Here is a 15,606-nt window from a genome sequence, read left to right on the forward strand (position 1 = left end):
TATCCTTGGGGCTAGTCTTTGGAAACCGGTACGATCACGCGCCCCCGCACCGCGCCGGCAAGGAGGCGCTCCGCAACGGGGATGCAGTTTTCGAGCGAGACTCTCTCCGTCATCGCATCAAGCCGATGCAGATCGAGATCGCGGGCGAGCCGCCGCCACGCTTCGCGGCGTTCCTCGCGCGGACACATCACACTGTCGATTCCGACCAGTGTGACGCCTCGCAGGATGAACGGCGCAACGGTGGCCGGAAAGCTCATGCCGGCGGCCAGCCCGCAGGCCGCGACGACGCCGCGATATTTCATCGACGCACAGACATTGGCGAGCACCTGCCCGCCGGCGACGTCCACGGCGCCGGCCCATTGTTCTTTCGCCAACGGCTTGCCGGGCTCGCTGAACAGCGATCGCGGCAGGATCCGCTTGGCGCCGAGGCTCGTCAGATAGTCGCTCTCCTCCGTGCGGCCGGTCACGGCGACGACGTCGTAGCCGAGCTTGGCAAGCAACGCTGTCGCAACGCTGCCGACACCACCGGCCGCGCCCGTTACCAGCACCTCGCCATGACCGGGCTTGATGCCGTGACGCTCCAGCGCCATCACACACAGCGCCGCAGTGTAGCCGGCGGTGCCAATGCTCATGGCTTGCGCGAAGGAAAACGCAGGCTCGAGCGGGATCAGCCACTCGCTCTTGACGCGGGCCATCTCGGCCAGACCGCCCCAACGCTGCTCGCCCACGCCCCAGCCGTTCAACACGACCTTGTCGCCGCGCTTGAACTCGGGCGATGTGGAGTCCTCGACGGTGCCGGCCAAATCGATGCCGGGCACCATCGGAAATTTGCGGACCACAGGGCCCTTCCCGGTGATGGCGAGCGCATCCTTGTAGTTCAGGGTGGAACAGGCGACCCGCACCGTGACATCGCCATCGGGCAATTTGTCGAGCGGAAGCTCTGCCAGCCGTACGGACTGCTTGCCGCCCTCACTCTCGATCAGGACGGCTCTGAAACTATTGCTCACGGTCGTGGGTCCTCATGTCCTTGGCCTCAATCATCGCAAGGAATCCGCGCGCGAAGACGTCGAGCGCCTCGGGGCGCCGTTCCAGCTTGGCCCGCAGCACCGCCCCCTCCCAGCCGATCCAGAAGAAATGCGCCAGACTATCGCAATCGACGCTCCCGGGGATGTCGCCCGCCTCCTGCGCCGCGCGGAGGCAGCGGGAGGTTCGCGCTTCCCAATCCCTGAAAACGGCAGCCAGGCTCTGCCGGAACGGCTCCGGCAACGCGCCCATCTCCTGTCCGAGATTGCCGACCAGACAGCCGCGTCGATAGAAGTGGCGTGCCATGCCCGCCCGCGCGTCCGCGATGAAATCGCGCAGACGGTCCAGCGGAGCCCGTGTCCCATCGTCGAACCAGCGATCCAGCTTGCGCGCGAAATAGGCGGCATAGGTATCGATCAGCTCGAGGCCAAAGGCCTCCTTGCTGCCGAAGTAATGATAGAACGACCCCTTCGGCACGTCCGCCGCGGCCAGGATCTCCTCGACGCCGACGGCGCTGAATCCCTTCTCGGTCAAGATCGCCAAGCCCGTGCGCAGCAAGCGCGCGCGCGGCGCATTCGGCTGCGACTGGTCCTTCGGAGGACGACCTCGACGACGCTCTGAAACCGAAGCTTGCCTGTTCATGCGAATTTATTAGACCGATCGTTTTATAAAATCAACCCGCCGATGGAATACCGTCCCCAGCCTCCTGGCGGCGGCAGTGCGCGAGCGAACGCGAGCTTGCCCTGGCGGGCCGCTCCGATCTGGTGGATGACTACGAGGTGCTGCGGAGAGCCGCGCGCGGAAAGCGCACCGAGGCGATTGCAGGCGGGCCGCTCCAGCGAGATGAGCTACGCTCGGAACCCGGGACGCGGCGGCGCGGCGGAATCCCGTTCGCTCAGGCCCGCTTCCGCGAGATCAGCAGGTCTTCTGCTGCAAATGCTGCACGCAGGTGCAGGTGGTCGCGGGATATTTGACGTCGTAATAGGGAGAGCTCGAGGAGCCGCCCGGGCCGTTGGTCGAGCAGCGCGGGAACAGATAATAGCTGTCGGACAGCTTGACGGTGCCCGCGATGGTGAAGCCGAGGTTGGGCGTATAGTCGTAGGAGACCTCGCTCAGAATGAGGGAGATGTTGGCGTTGGTGGTTCCGCCCGGCGCGGTAAAGGACGACAGCGTCATCTGCTGACCGACGGTCCTCGCCGCCGACGCGTTGGTCGACGTGCTCCACTGCACCGTCGCCTTGCCGCTGCTGTCGGTCGAGACTTCCGAGACCGTGATCGTCATCAAGGGGGTGCTGCCATTCTTGGTGGGGTATGGCGCCATGATGGCCCCCGCAGCCGCAAGGATGCCGGTCATCTGAGTCGCGCTGACCTGCGTGTTCTGCGTGATCATGTCGGCGACGCTGTGCGCGGTGGCGCTGACCTTGACGTTCATGGCGAGCCCGTTGCCGAGCTCGACGCCGCCGATATAGAGCACCAGCATGAACGGCGTCACGATGGCGAACTCCGTCGCGGCAACGGCGCGGACATCGGTCAAGAGGTGCCGAGCGCGGGATGTCAGGGCGGAGATCATCAGTTGGCTCCTGGCTCGTTCTGGAACGCGGCGGACGACATCACCAGCCGGTTGCCGTTGCCGAGGTTCGAGAGGTTGAAACCGAGCGGCCCGAGCACGACGGGCCACACGTACATGACGCGGAGAACGACGATGTCACCGGCATCGCCGGGATCGTACTGCCAGGTGTTGTTGACGTTGCCCGAGGCATCGAAGGTCAATGTCGGCATCGCCGTGTTCGCGGAGGTCCACGAGGACGCCACTTGCAGGTCGACCATCAGGCCGCTGCACTTGAACAGGATCACGATCTGGTCGCAGACCTTCTGCTTGAACACGTCCTTCGTCATCTGCGCGGACTGAACCTGCCCGGTCATGACGAGGCGCGCCGACTGGCGCACGACGGATTCGAGCATCTGCTGGGCGAAGAAGACGAGGAAGGTCTGGATCAGCGCGATGACGAGCGCGAGGAACGGCGCTGCGACGAGCGCGAATTCGACGGCCGTGGCACCTCTGCTGTCCCGCGCGAACGCGGCGCAGCGATTGCGGCGTCTCCTCATTGTCGAGGCGGATCCGAACATGGCCGTTTCCCTACTGCACGAGGCTGGCCGTGCTGGACGCGACCTTGATGAACAGGTCGGTCAGCGCCTTGGAAATGTCGCCGCCATTCTGGACGTTTGCGTACAGGCCCGGCGAGGCACAGGATTGCAGCCGTTGCGCGATCGTGCCCGTCGACGAGGTCGGATTGTTGAACTGCGAGATGCGGCTGGTGTACCAGCCATCGCTCGGCAGCTGCAGATACTCGGTGTAGAGGATCGCGATACGGATGTTCCGGCTCTTGATGGTGTCGCATACCGCCGTGTTGAGCGGTTGCTGGCATCGCGCGGTCGTGCTGTTGGCCGACGGAAGCGGATAGGTGGCGTTGGAGTCGCAGCTGCCCCCCGACTTCGGGATGAGCTTGTCCTCGACGCCGTCGGTGACGAGGAAGACCACTTCCTGCGGCGTGCCGGTCGCGCTGCCGTCGCCGGGATTGGGCATGGCGGCGTTGAGGTCCGTCAGCCCCTTAGAGATATCCGTGCCGTAGTCGGTCGTGTAGACACAGCCGCCCGAGCCGTTGAGAACGGGACAGTTCTGGTGATCGACCGTCAGAAGCTGAATGTTGCCGATCTTCGTGCCGGCGGTGGTCGGGGTGGTCAGCGTCTGGATCGTGTTCAGGGCGTAGTCGAAGGTGTAGATGGCAGCCTGGTAGGTCGTGTTGTTGAGCGCCGACATGCACTGCATGACGCCGCCCGAAGTGCCCGACTGCGGGCAGGTCCAGGGTCCGACCATCAATTGCTTGACGGCATTGGTCACGAGATCGATCCGCAGCGTGATGTTGTTGGCACGCGCGACCGTGAGATTGTCCTTGTTCGACGAGCTGGGATTTGCGTTGTTGGGATGCGCCTCATGGCAGGCGAACGCGCAATTCTTCGCATAGGTGGGCTGGTTCTTCGTCGCGAGAACCATGTTGTCGATGTCGGTCTGGGTCGCCGCCAGCGCCATCGACGGGGAATCGTCCAGCAGCAGGTAGAAGTTCATGTTGGGTGCGCTCGACGCCTTCGCCGTCGACGAACCGGACACCTGCCAGGTCTGCTTGCCGAGGACGCCGGGGAAATTGTTCACGGATTGCGCCACGTAGGACACCGTGATCGTCCGCGCGAGGCCGACATCCGTGACCGTGACCGTCGGCGTCGGCACCGCGACGAGCCCGGGGAGATTGGCCTTGGCGGCAAAGACGGCTGCCGCCGTCGCCTCGATGACGGATTTGGTCGTTTGCGTCAGCAGCGCCGGCCTTACGGCTGCAATCGCGGCCGCGTCGGCGGCTGCGTTCAACTGCTCGCGCTTGCGCAAGGCCAGCGTGTAGTCGAGCGTCATGCCCAGGAGAAAGATGATAGGAACCATCGTCAGCGCGAAGATGATGGCGACGTTGGCCTTCCGGTCTGTCGCGAAACAGAGCATTGCGCGGCGGAGCATGAGCTTCATCCTGGCTGCCGTCGTTGCGGCAGCGGTCCTTTCCCTGCGAAATCGACGGAAGAGATTGTCGGGTTTCGATCCCGGCGCTCCCCATCACGGGCGGACTATGTCGATGGCCTTCTTAATCAACGCTTACGGCCAATTCGCAAACCACAGCCGAAACGGATCGAGATGTCTCATATCGAGATGGCATCATTAATGTCGCTTAAATGCAATTGCAGCGATTGGCGCTAAACCCTAGGAAACACCCGTATATTTCCGGAGGAGCTGCAATTTGCGCGTACCCGCGGAGGGCGCGTCAAACGCCTCGTGCGCGCACCTCTGACAGGCATCCGAAGACGATGCCGCGCACGGTGCTCGGCGCAAGCCGCCCCGCCCGCCTCGCGCTGAGGATGAGAGACATATTGCCGTTAGACTCCGCCGCGCAAACGTGGACAATGCCATGACGCACGGGTCGTGCGCAGTGCACATCAAGATGCGCCAGGGGAAACAAGAAGGGAAACAAATGCCGGCTGCCGGTCCGTCGTCCGAACCCATCATTCCCACCGCTCCGCTCACCGCCCGCATGCGCGATTCACTGCGCGCGATCGTCGGCGAGAAAGGGTTCATCGAGGACGAGCACGGCAAGCAGCCGTTCGTGACGGATTGGCGCGGATTGCTGGTTGGACAGGCCGGAGCCGTCGTTCGCCCCGGCAGCACCGAGGAAGTCGCCGCGGTGGTCAGGCTCTGCCATGAGCATGGGGTCGCGATCGTGCCGCAAGGTGGCAACACCGGCCTGATGGGCGGCGCCACGCCCTGGCCCGCGCACACGGGCATCGTGTTGTCGCTTGGCCGCATGAACCGCGTGCTGGACATCGATGCCACCGGCTACACCATGACGGTCGAGGCCGGCTGCGTGCTGCAGTCTCTGCAGGAGACCGCAAGCAGGCACGACAGGTTCCTGCCCCTCAGCCTTGGCGCCCAGGGCTCGTGCATGATCGGCGGCAATCTGTCGACCAACGCCGGCGGCGTGCAGGTGCTCCGCTATGGCAATGCCCGCAATCTCGTCCTGGGACTCGAAGTCGTTCTGCCGAACGGCGAGGTCTGGGACGGTCTGCGCGCGCTCAAAAAGGACAATACGGGCTACGACCTCAAGCACCTCTTCATGGGTGCCGAAGGAACGCTGGGCATCATCACCAAGGCCGTGCTCAAGCTATGGCCGGCGCCGAAGGACGTCTGCACCGCGTGGCTTGCGATCCGGGATCCGCGCGCGGCGCTGGAGATCCTGTCGGACGCCCATAGCGCATCCGAGGACAATGTCGGCTCCTGCGAGCTGATGAGCCGCGCTGCCGTCGACATGGTGCTCCGCCACATTCCCGGCACGCAGGATCCGCTCAAGGCGGACACGCCATGGTACCTGCTGCTGGAATGGTCGTCGTCGCGGGCGCGTCAGGACGGCGCCGCGGGCATCGCGGAGAAGATGGAGCAGTTTCTTGGCGATCAACTCGAGGCCGGACGCGTGCTCGATGCGGTGATCGCCCAGACCGGAAATCAATCGCGCAACATGTGGCACATCCGGGAAAGCGTCGCCCAGGCCTCGCGCGCCGAGGGGCCGGGGCTCAGCTACGATGTCTCGGTGGCCATTTCCAGGATTCCGGAGTTCATCGACCTCGGGCTCAAAGCCGTGCGCGACATCCTCCCGTCCATCCGGCCCTATCCTCTCGGACACATCGGCGACGGCAATCTGCATTTTTCGTTCATGGCGCCTGATGGCATGGATCAGCAGACGCTGACCCAATACAAGAACGCCATCACGCGGGCGGTGAACGATCTCATCACCTCCATGGACGGCTCGATCTCGGCCGAGCACGGCATCGGCATCGACAAGCTCGACGAGCTCAGCCACTACCGGTCGAAGACCGAGCTCGACATCATGCGAACCATCAAGCGCGCGCTCGATCCCGAGAACATCATGAATCCCGGCAAGGTGCTCCGGCTGTGAGGATCGCCGGGCACCCAAGCCATTGTTTCAGCCGCGCGGGTTGACGACCGTATAACCTCGCAGCGATCGCGCGTGGAGCCGCGTGGCGTGACCACCGGAATTGGCGTCATACGCCATCCAGGTGTCGCCGCCGAGATGCTGCTCCAGAACGAAGACATGGCCGCGGCGCGCCGCGACCATTCCCGGCGCCGGCGCCGTGCGCGGAAAGCGCAGCCAGTTGGACGCCAGATTCAATTCCGGCACGACGCGGCCGAACACGCGCAAGGACGCGCCGCAGCCGCAGAACAACGACGGGCAACCGGCGGGACGGCCGCCGACGATGCGCTCGCCGGAGACGCTGATCGTGGTGGCGGCACTGCCGGCATCGCTCACGGTCATGTGCGTCGAGCGGTAGGCCTGCAACGAGGATCTCTGCAGTGAAGCCTGCCGCAATGAAGCCTTGGGAACCCACCCGCGAGGCGTCTGCGAATATGAGAAATCGCAGGGCATGGTGACGTTGCATTCAGGCGCGCGAAGGATGCGGTAGGGCCGCGCGTCGGAAGCGGCTGAGGTGGCGACAACGAGGACGCACGCAGAAATAACCTGTTTAATCATTGCAGGACTCTAAGTTGGAGGGTCCTGCCCCACTCTGGAGAAACCAATATTGGTTTGACCAAAATGGGCCTAAAGGGCGGCAGAAACAGGCTTCTGCTGCCGCCCTTAACTTAGGTTATGTTCTAGCTGTACGCGTCATCGCGCGGTGACATCAACCGCCGCGCTACTGCATCATCGCAGCCGCGATTTTCTCTGCCGACATCAGCACCGGGAAATTGGTGTTGGCGCACGGCACCACCGGGAAGATCGAGGCGTCGACGACGCGCAGGCCCTGGATACCCCTGACGCGACCCTGATTGTCGACCACCGCCATCGGATCGTCGGCCCGGCCCATGCGGCATGAGCAGGAGGCGTGCCAGACGCCGATTGTCGCCTTGCGCACGAAGGCTTCCAGCGCCTCGTCGTCGTTCATGACCTGATCGAAGGTGAAACCTTCGACCACGAAATTGTCGATCATGTAGTGGCGCAGCGCCGCCGGTCCGTCCATCAGCGTCGCGGCGATCTTGGTCAGGATCTTGTTCCTGGTGTTGACGACGCCGATCTTGCGGACCTTGTCGGTGTAGGCGGCCGGGAACGGCTTGTCCGTCACCTTCTTCACGATGTCGCTCATCTGAATGGCCGCCATCTTGCGGAAGCCGCTCATCAGGCGATCGAGATCGCGTCGATCCGACAGCAGATTGAACTCGACGATGGGCTCCGCAGACGGATCCCGCGAGGCAAGCTTGACCTGTCCGGTCTCCGAATAGGTCTTGTTGACGAAGGTCAGCAGCGAGCCGATCTGCTCGCCGACCGCATGCCAGGCCGACTTGGAGAGCAGGACGACGAACATGTCGCCCTTCGGCACGCCTGCAAGGCCCGACGAATAGCGCAAGCCCAGCTGCATGTGGCGCCTGGTGTGCTCGTTCATACGCGCGCCGCGACGGACAAAGGACGACAACGAGATCGAGGGATGATCCATCAGGCGCTGGCCCACGCCGGGCAAGCCCGTCAGCACCGGAATGCCCAGGTCCTTGAGATGGCCGACCGGCCCGATGCCGGCGCGCAACAGATGCGCCGGCGAATGGATGGCGCCGCTGGAGAGGATGATCTCGCGTCCCCGGAATTCCTGCTCGCGCCCGTCGACGACAGCCTTCACGCCGACGCATTGCGTGCCTTCGAACAGCAGCTCGCGCACCTGCGTGTTGGTGGAGATGGTGAGATTGGCGCGCTTGCGGGTGTCGCGATCGAGATAGCCCATCGCGGCCGAGACACGCTGCTCGGCCTGGTTGGAATGCGTTACCGGAAAGAAGCCGTCGACGAATTCGCCGTTCTGGTCCGGCAGGAATTGATGGCCGGCCTGCTGGAAGGCATCGGCAAAGGCCTGCGAGTGCCTGGTCCAGTGCTCCCGGGGAATGCGGCGGACCGGGATCTTGCCGTCCTTGCCGTGATAGGGACCGTCGAAATCGAGGTCGCGCTCGACCTTCTTGAAGAAGGGCAGCACGTCGTTCCAGGTCCACCCTTCGGCGCCGCGCGCGTCCCATTCGTCGTAATCGGTCGGCGCGCCGCGATTGGCCATCTGGCCGTTGATCGAGGAGCCGCCGCCGAGCACGCGCGCCTGCTCGTATTTGCGCAAGGGCGGACGGGCTTCGTTCGGATTGTTGTGGCTGACGACCTGCGTCGTGACCTTGAGCTCGGTCCAGTGGAAGCGCGGATCGAAATAGGCCGTGCCGGGATAGCTGTCCCTGATCTCGGCCGGCTCGTTGCCGGGTGGCGTGTCCTGTCCGGCTTCGCACAGCAGGACCTTGTTGGCGCTCTTGGCGGAGAGCCGGTGGGCCAGCACGGACCCCGCCGAGCCGCCGCCCACGATAATGAAGTCATACACGATTGGCGTTTCCTGTTGTTCTTGTTGGTTATCGACCCGTCATCCTGAGGTGCGAGTGGCGCGATGCCGAGCATCGCGCCGGGAGCCTCGAAGGATGCACGGCCCCGACCCAGCCGGGCCGTACATCCTTCGAGGGCCGCTGAAGAAGCGGCCACCTCAGGATGACGGTGATGGAGTGATCACTCCAGACTTTTTTCGCCGAGGGCTCCTGGATTGCTTCGTCGCAAGAACTCCTCGCAATGACAGCCGAGCCTACGGCCGGATCGAAAAATTCTCCGGCGGCCCCGCCTTGCGCAGCGGCTCGGCCAGACGGGCGAACTCGCACAGCAGCGAGCGCGTCTTGCGGGGATCGATGATCTCCTCGACCCAGAACTTTTCGGCCGAACGGAACGGCGAGCGCAGCTTGTTGAGGCGCTCCTGGATCTCCTCCAGCTTGGCCGCCTTGTCCTCGGCCGCGTCGATATCGGCGCGGTAGGCGGCCTCGATGCCGCCTTCAAGCGGCAGCGAACCCCAATAGGCCGAGGGCCAGGCGTAACGGATCGAGAACCGGTCGGCCGGCTGATGCACGACACCGGCAACACCGAACGCATTGCGCAGGATCACTGTGCACCAGGGCACGGTGGTCTGGTTCACCGCGGCCATGGCGCGGACGCCGTGGCGGATGGTGGCCGCCTTCTCGGCATCGAGGCCGATCATGAAGCCGGGGCAGTCCATGAGGTAGACGATCGGCAGATGGAAGGTCTCGGCGAAGTCGACCCAGCGCACCACCTTCTGGCAGGCATCTGCCGTCCATGAGCCGCCATAGTGAAAACTGTCGCTGGCGAGCACCATCACCGCCCTGCCCTCGAGCCGCGCGAGGCCGACGATGACAGGCTTGCCGAAATTTCTGGCAACCTCGAAGAACGAGCCCTTGTCGACGACCGACTCGACGATCGGGCGCACCTTGTAGACCTGCTTGCGGTTGCGCGGCACCGCGCTCATCAGCGCTTCGTCGCCACGTTCAGGATTGTCGGTGCAGGGCAAGGTCGGCGGCAGCTCGTAGACCGACGACGGCAGATAGGACAGGAACCGCCGCGCGCAGGCAAAGGCCTCTTCCTCGGTGTCGACGGCATGATCGACCGCGCCGGCGCGGGTCTGGATGTCGGCACCGCCGAGTTCCTCCTTCGAGAGGTCCTGCCCGAGCGCCTTCACCACCGGCGGTCCCGCGACGAACATCGCGGATTTCCGGGTCATGATCGAATAATGGCTGGCAGCAAGGCGCGCCGCCCCCAGCCCCGCGACCGAGCCGAGGCCAAGTGCGACCACCGGCACCCGCGACAGGTTCTCGGTCGTGAAGCGATACCAGCGCGTGCCGCCGATGCCGCCCGGCAGATTGGCCGCGCCCTTGGTCTCGATGGTCTTGACCGAACCACCGCCCCCGGAGCCCTCGATGATGCGGACGATGGGCAGACGGAAGTCATGCGCCATCTCCTCCGCCATCAGGGGCTTCGCCGAGATCGACGCATCCGCCGAGCCGCCGCGCACCGTGAAGTCGTCGCCGACGACAACGACGGTGCGGCCGTCGACACGGGCGCGGCCGAACACGCAGTTCGCCGGCGTCAGCTTCTTCAAATCGCCGCTGGGATCATACTCACCGATGCCGGAGACGGCACCGATCTCGTGGAAGCTGCCTTTGTCGATCAGCCTGTCGATACGCTCCCGAACAGTCAGCCGGCCCTGGTCATGCTGTCGCTTGACCTTGTCAACGCCGCCCATCTCCCGCGCGAAGGCTTCGCGCCGGGCGAGCTCGTCGAGTTCCGGCTTCCAGTTCATTCACTCCCTCCGAATTGATCGGCTTGTTATTGTTATGCACGGCCATTGCGACCGGTTTACGCGAGATGCGATTGGCGAAGGCGTCGCTTTCAGCACCCTCCATCAGGCTGCCGAGCGAGCGGCCGAGCGCGAGCATCGGCGGAGCAACTTCGTCGTGCAGACGCTGCTCGTCATACATCGCCGACAGAAGGCCGATCGTGATGACAACAAAGGTCTGGTACTGCGGCGACCAGATCGGCACCGCGAGGCCATTGATGTGCGGGCTCCACAGGCCGCAGGCCGTGACATAGCCGCGCTCGCGCAGCGACTGCCGGTTGGCTTCGATGCGAGGCCGCAGGATCTTTGCAGCCTCGGGCGCTTCCCGCTCCATGTCGTTGATGAAGGCATCGCCGACTTCGGGCGCCAGCGCCGCCGTGTAGGCCGCGCCAGCCGCGGTCGAGGCCATCGAGATGCGGCTGCCGGTGCCCTCGTGGAGGCCGAGCGCGGAAGCCGAGCGCGCGAACTGGAGATAGACGAGATGGAAGCGATCGGGAACGACGAAGCCGACCGTGCCGGGAAGCTGCTCGGCGACTTCCTGCAGCCGCTGGCGGATCATGCTGCGCAGCTGTGCGCCCTTCATCATCGAAGCGCTCATCGCCACCGCGCTCGGGCCGATGCGATACTTCTGATCGCGCGGCAGATAGACCAGCTGGCCCATGCGCGTCAGCGTATGCGTGAGCCGCGACACCGTCGAGCGCGGCAGACCGCAGCGATTGGAAATCTCGAGATTGCCGAGCCTGGTGTCGTGGCCCTCGAAGCATCGCAACACGTCGAACGCGCGCGACACCACCTGGATGACATCTCCCTCACCGGCATCACCAGCGAGCACGCCTTGCCTACTCAACCGCTCGGATCGTCGTCCCATGTTCCCTACCGTCTGTTCCGCTCTGCGGAATTAAATTCCACTTGCAGACGACGCTACCTCAGGCATTTTGCGACGACAACAAAAAGGCGATGGCATGCCAGAAATTAAGATCGTCACGGAGGTCGCCGGACGCATCTGCGCAACTCCCGTGCAAGTTGGAGGAACCGTCGCGGATGGCGATGACGTTGTGGTGGTCGAAGCCATGAAGATGGAGATACCGGTGCCCTCGCCTGCGAACGGCACGATCACATCACTTCTGGTGAAACTCGACGACGTCGTTGCGGAGGGGCAGGCGATCGCAATCGTCGCGAGCTGACTGCATTCTCCGTCATTTCCGCGACAATCTGTCAGCGTCATTCCTCCATGCGCGGTACGGCGTTGCCATCGCTTGATGGCGATGACATGATCTCTTGCAAACAAAACGTTGTTTCAAACAAAGAAAGAAAGCCCTCGCAGCAAAGCGAGGGATCATTGGAGGGAAACATGCTTCGTGGGCTGTTCATGCTCGCGCCTGCCTTGGTTGCGGGCATTTCTTTTGCGTCTACACGCTATGCATCCGCCGAAGACATCAAGCTGCCGGCGACGCTGACCTTCACCGCCTATGACACCGGCACCGCCGGCTTCAACATCGCGGTCGGCGTCGGCAAGATGATGAAGGACAAGTTCGGCACCGACGTGCGCGTGCTTCCCGCGGGCAACGACGTCGCCCGCCTCGCGCCGCTGCGTTCCAAACGCGCGGCATCTGCGGCGATGGGATCGGGCACCTATTTCGCGCAGGAAGGCATGTTCGAATTCGGGGCAAAGGAGTGGGGCCCGCAGCCGCTCCAGATCATGCTCTCGACCGTCGACTGCAACTGCGGCTCGCTTGGCGTTGCCGCCGACACCGGCGTGAAGGAGTTGAAGGACCTGAAAGGCAAGCGCGTCGGCTTCGTGGTCGGCTCGCCCGCGCTGAACCAGAACTCGCTCGCGGTGCTCGCCTTCGCCGGGCTGACGCAGAAAGACGTCAAGGCCGTCGAATTCGCGAGCTATGGCGCGATGTGGAAGGGCCTGATCAACAACGACGTCGATGCCGCCTTCGGCACCACCATCACCGGCCCCGCCAAGGAAGCCGAGACCTCGCCGCGCGGCCTGATCTGGCCGCCGCTGCCCGCCAAGGACAAGGAGGGCTGGGCACGGATGCAGAAGGTCGGCTCGTTCTTCTTCCCGCAAACCGCAACCTGTGGCGCCGGCATCTCGCCGGAGAAGCCGGTCGAGCTCGGCAATTATCCTTACCCGATCTTCGTTACCTACGCCTCGCAACCGGCCGACCAGGTCTATGCGATGACCAAAGCGATGATCGTCAACTACGACGTCTATAAGGACTCCGCCCCCGGCGCCGGCGGGCTGGCAGCCGACCGCCAGACCAAGAACTGGGTGGTACCCGTGCATCCCGGAGCGGTGAAGGCCCTGAAGGAAGCCGGTCAATGGAGCGATGCGCAGGAGGCGCACAACACCAAGCTGATCAAGCGGCAAGAGGTGCTCGGCGCCGCATGGACGGAGTACGGCAAGTCCAATCCGCCGTCGGACGACAAGGCCTTCCTTGACGGCTGGATGAAGGCGCGCGCCGCGGCGCTTGCCAAAGCCGACATGCCGAATGGATTTGAGAACTAGAACAGGATGGGTTCGTTTGTGGCCTAGCGCGAGAAGAGTGCCCTCTCCCGCTTGCGAGAGAGGGTGAAGAATGCGCGGCCCTATCGATCCAACCGACGGCCATTCGCTCAGTTAGTTACCAGCCCATGCCCGGGGTCGATGATGTCTTCTGCTCCCATCTCCACCGCCCCTCAAGACGAACCCAAGAGGGTCGTGTTCGACGACCCGCATGGGGCTGCCGGCAACATGCAGGAAGCCGAGGTCACGCGCGTGCGCGCGCTTCGCGGCGCCTGGCGCTGGCTGCTGGTGGCCGCGACCGCGGCGACCATCCTGCTCTGCATCAACCAGCAATTCTCGCTCCGCTTCTTCATCGGCTACACCCAGCTCAACACGGAGTATTTCTATCTCCTGATCGCCCTGATGCTGCCGTTCACCTTCCTGATCTTCCCGGGCACCGAGCGCGCGCCGCTCGACCGCATTCCCTGGTATGATCTCGTCCTGTTCGTCGTGACCTTCGCCGCGGCGCTTCTGTTGATGTCGAACGTGCGGAAGGCTGCCGAGGCCGGCTGGGAATTCGGCGGGGCGCCGAACAACGTGATCGCCGCGGGCCTTGTGATGTGGGTGATGCTGATGGAGGCACTGCGCCGCACCGGCGGCTGGAGCCTGCTGCTCAGCGTGCTCCCCTTCACCGTCTATCCGCTGTTCGCCGAGGCCGGCTGGCTCGGGCCGTTCCGCGGCACGCAATCGACGGTCGAACAGGCAACCGCCTATCACGTGCTGTCTGGCGAGAGCCTGCTCGGCATTCCGATCCAGGCTTTTGCCGACACCGTGATCGGATTCCTGGTGTTCGGCACCGCGCTGATGATGACCGGCGCCGGTAAGTTCTTCATCAACCTCGCCTTCGCGCTGTGCGGCACGTTCCGGGGCGGCGCGGCGAAGGTCTGCATCTTCGCGAGCGGCCTGCTCGGCATGATGTCGGGCTCGATCATCTCCAACGTGCTGACCGCCGGCACCATGACCATCCCGGTGATGAAGAAGAGCGGCTTCCGCGCCTCCTATGCCGGCGCCATCGAGGCCTGCGCCTCGACCGGCGCGGTGCTGGCGCCGCCGGTCATGGGCGCGACCGCCTTCGTGATCGCCCAGTTCCTCAACGTCAGCTATGCCGACGTCGCGCTCGCCGCGATCATTCCGGCCGTGCTCTACTATATCGGCCTGTTCATGCAGGTGGACGCCTATGCCGCGCGCCACAAGCTGAAGGGCATTCCGCGCGCCGAGCTGCCGCGCATCATGGATACGATCAAGGACGGCTGGTACTACGTCTTCGTGATCGCGCTCCTGATCGTGATGCTGCTCTACTTCAAGCGCGAGAGCCATGCCCCGTTCTATGCGACAGCGCTGTTGCTGGTGCTCAACCAGCTCTTCTCCAAGGACACGCGCTGGACCTTTGCGACGATCGGCAAGTTCCTCGAGGTCAACGGCCGCACTTTCGTCGAGCTGGTCGGTATCCTCGCCGGCTGCGGTCTCCTGATCGGGGCATTCTCGATGACCGGTGTGGTGTCGAGCCTCGCCAACGACCTCTTGCACATCGCCGGGGACAATCCGTTCCTGCTGCTCGCCATGTGCGCGCTGACCAGCCTCATTCTCGGCCTCGGGCTGACGACGACGGCCTGCTACATCTTTCTCGCCATCCTGGTCGCGCCCGCGCTGGAGAAGCTCGGGCTGAACAGGATGGCGGTGCACATGTTCATCTTCTATTGGGGCATGCTGTCGTCGATCACACCGCCGGTCGCGATCGCGTCCTTCGCAGCCGCAGGCATTGCCGGCTCGCCGGCGATGAAGACCGGCTGGGAATCGATGTGGGTCGGCAGCATCATCTATTTCATCCCGTTCTTCTTCGTGCTCAATCCGGCGCTGGTGCTGCAGGGGCCGAGCCCCTATTTGGCCGGCCTCGGCCTGATGGGGCTCGCCGCATTCGGCACGCTGTTCATCTGCGGCGGCATCCAGGGCTACCAGCCCTTCGTCGGTGACCTCCGCGGCACTGGCAGCCTGGAATGGCCGATCCGCGTGCTGCTGGTGATCGGCGGCTTCGTGGTGGCCACACCCGGCGGCGGGATCATGCCGCTGTCGCAGCTGCAGGTGACGCTGCTCGGGCTCGCGATCCTGCTGCCCACGATACTGATTGCCCTCTTGCTGGTAAGACGGCAGTCGCCCTTGCCGAACGGGTTGCGCGTGCCCTGATTGCGT

Annotated in this window: 13 protein-coding genes; 4 read left to right on the forward strand and 9 right to left on the reverse strand. The window is 64.2% G+C overall.

What is annotated here, in order from left to right:
- Positions 1 to 11 precede the first annotated feature (11 nt).
- From Q0743_RS16825 to Q0743_RS16845, 5 genes are all read right to left on the reverse strand, one after another.
- Positions 12 to 1,007 carry an MDR family oxidoreductase gene (locus Q0743_RS16825; RefSeq protein WP_298242630.1) on the reverse strand — a complete coding sequence of 332 codons (996 nt, stop codon included), beginning with the start codon at positions 1,005 to 1,007 and terminating at the stop codon, positions 12 to 14.
- Positions 997 to 1,665, reverse strand: a complete 669-nt coding sequence (locus Q0743_RS16830) for a TetR/AcrR family transcriptional regulator (protein ID WP_298242631.1) — start codon at positions 1,663 to 1,665, stop codon at positions 997 to 999. Before Q0743_RS16830 ends, Q0743_RS16825 begins: the two co-directional genes overlap by 11 nt.
- Positions 1,666 to 1,938: 273 nt before the next feature.
- Positions 1,939 to 2,592 carry a TadE/TadG family type IV pilus assembly protein gene (locus Q0743_RS16835; RefSeq protein WP_298242632.1) on the reverse strand — a complete coding sequence of 218 codons (654 nt, stop codon included), beginning with the start codon at positions 2,590 to 2,592 and terminating at the stop codon, positions 1,939 to 1,941.
- The gene (locus tag Q0743_RS16840) at positions 2,592 to 3,128 is read right to left on the reverse strand and encodes a TadE/TadG family type IV pilus assembly protein (protein WP_298242633.1); all 537 of its coding nucleotides are present in this window, start codon (positions 3,126 to 3,128) and stop codon (positions 2,592 to 2,594) included. Before Q0743_RS16840 ends, Q0743_RS16835 begins: the two co-directional genes overlap by 1 nt.
- Positions 3,129 to 3,159: 31 nt before the next feature.
- The gene (locus Q0743_RS16845) at positions 3,160 to 4,581 is read right to left on the reverse strand and encodes a TadE/TadG family type IV pilus assembly protein (protein ID WP_298242634.1); all 1,422 of its coding nucleotides are present in this window, start codon (positions 4,579 to 4,581) and stop codon (positions 3,160 to 3,162) included.
- Between the two features lie 505 nt (positions 4,582 to 5,086).
- Between Q0743_RS16845 and Q0743_RS16850 the strand changes: the two genes are divergently transcribed.
- Entirely contained in the window at positions 5,087 to 6,562 is a 1,476-nt protein-coding gene (locus tag Q0743_RS16850; RefSeq protein WP_298242635.1) for an FAD-binding oxidoreductase, read from the forward strand.
- A gap of 27 nt (positions 6,563 to 6,589) precedes the next feature.
- Here Q0743_RS16850 and Q0743_RS16855 read toward each other — a convergent pair whose 3' ends face one another.
- From Q0743_RS16855 to Q0743_RS16870, 4 genes are all read right to left on the reverse strand, one after another.
- A complete protein-coding gene (locus Q0743_RS16855; RefSeq protein ID WP_298242636.1) occupies positions 6,590 to 6,964 on the reverse strand; it encodes a hypothetical protein in 375 nt (124 codons plus the stop codon).
- Between the two features lie 355 nt (positions 6,965 to 7,319).
- On the reverse strand, positions 7,320 to 9,017 hold the full coding sequence (locus tag Q0743_RS16860) for a GMC oxidoreductase (RefSeq protein WP_298242637.1): 1,698 nt from the start codon (positions 9,015 to 9,017) through the stop codon (positions 7,320 to 7,322).
- A gap of 252 nt (positions 9,018 to 9,269) precedes the next feature.
- Entirely contained in the window at positions 9,270 to 10,829 is a 1,560-nt protein-coding gene (locus tag Q0743_RS16865) for an acyl-CoA carboxylase subunit beta (protein WP_298242638.1), read from the reverse strand.
- A complete protein-coding gene (locus Q0743_RS16870; RefSeq protein ID WP_298242639.1) occupies positions 10,759 to 11,733 on the reverse strand; it encodes a helix-turn-helix domain-containing protein in 975 nt (324 codons plus the stop codon). Before Q0743_RS16870 ends, Q0743_RS16865 begins: the two co-directional genes overlap by 71 nt.
- A gap of 94 nt (positions 11,734 to 11,827) precedes the next feature.
- Here Q0743_RS16870 and Q0743_RS16875 point away from each other — a divergent pair, with 94 nt between their 5' ends.
- From Q0743_RS16875 to Q0743_RS16885, 3 genes are all read left to right on the forward strand, one after another.
- Positions 11,828 to 12,049, forward strand: a complete 222-nt coding sequence (locus Q0743_RS16875) for a biotin/lipoyl-containing protein (protein ID WP_128917705.1) — start codon at positions 11,828 to 11,830, stop codon at positions 12,047 to 12,049.
- A gap of 167 nt (positions 12,050 to 12,216) precedes the next feature.
- Positions 12,217 to 13,383, forward strand: a complete 1,167-nt coding sequence (locus Q0743_RS16880; protein ID WP_298242640.1) for a TAXI family TRAP transporter solute-binding subunit — start codon at positions 12,217 to 12,219, stop codon at positions 13,381 to 13,383.
- Between the two features lie 141 nt (positions 13,384 to 13,524).
- Positions 13,525 to 15,600, forward strand: coding sequence for a TRAP transporter permease (locus Q0743_RS16885; RefSeq protein WP_298242641.1), 2,076 nt, complete (start codon positions 13,525 to 13,527; stop codon positions 15,598 to 15,600).
- Positions 15,601 to 15,606: the final 6 nt, after the last annotated feature.

Source organism: uncultured Bradyrhizobium sp., from assembly GCF_936943645.1.
Lineage (GTDB): Bacteria > Pseudomonadota > Alphaproteobacteria > Rhizobiales > Xanthobacteraceae > Bradyrhizobium.

Coding starts and splice junctions, on each gene's coding strand:
- Q0743_RS16830 (WP_298242631.1), bottom strand. CDS start 1,665: ATGAACAGGCAAGCTTCGGTTTCAGAGCGTCGTCGAGGTCGTCCTCCG.
- Q0743_RS16835 (WP_298242632.1), bottom strand. CDS start 2,592: ATGATCTCCGCCCTGACATCCCGCGCTCGGCACCTCTTGACCGATGTC.
- Q0743_RS16840 (WP_298242633.1), bottom strand. CDS start 3,128: ATGAGGAGACGCCGCAATCGCTGCGCCGCGTTCGCGCGGGACAGCAGA.
- Q0743_RS16845 (WP_298242634.1), bottom strand. CDS start 4,581: ATGCTCCGCCGCGCAATGCTCTGTTTCGCGACAGACCGGAAGGCCAAC.
- Q0743_RS16850 (WP_298242635.1), top strand. CDS start 5,087: ATGCCGGCTGCCGGTCCGTCGTCCGAACCCATCATTCCCACCGCTCCG.
- Q0743_RS16865 (WP_298242638.1), bottom strand. CDS start 10,829: ATGAACTGGAAGCCGGAACTCGACGAGCTCGCCCGGCGCGAAGCCTTC.
- Q0743_RS16870 (WP_298242639.1), bottom strand. CDS start 11,733: ATGGGACGACGATCCGAGCGGTTGAGTAGGCAAGGCGTGCTCGCTGGT.
- Q0743_RS16875 (WP_128917705.1), top strand. CDS start 11,828: ATGCCAGAAATTAAGATCGTCACGGAGGTCGCCGGACGCATCTGCGCA.
- Q0743_RS16880 (WP_298242640.1), top strand. CDS start 12,217: ATGCTTCGTGGGCTGTTCATGCTCGCGCCTGCCTTGGTTGCGGGCATT.
- Q0743_RS16885 (WP_298242641.1), top strand. CDS start 13,525: ATGTCTTCTGCTCCCATCTCCACCGCCCCTCAAGACGAACCCAAGAGG.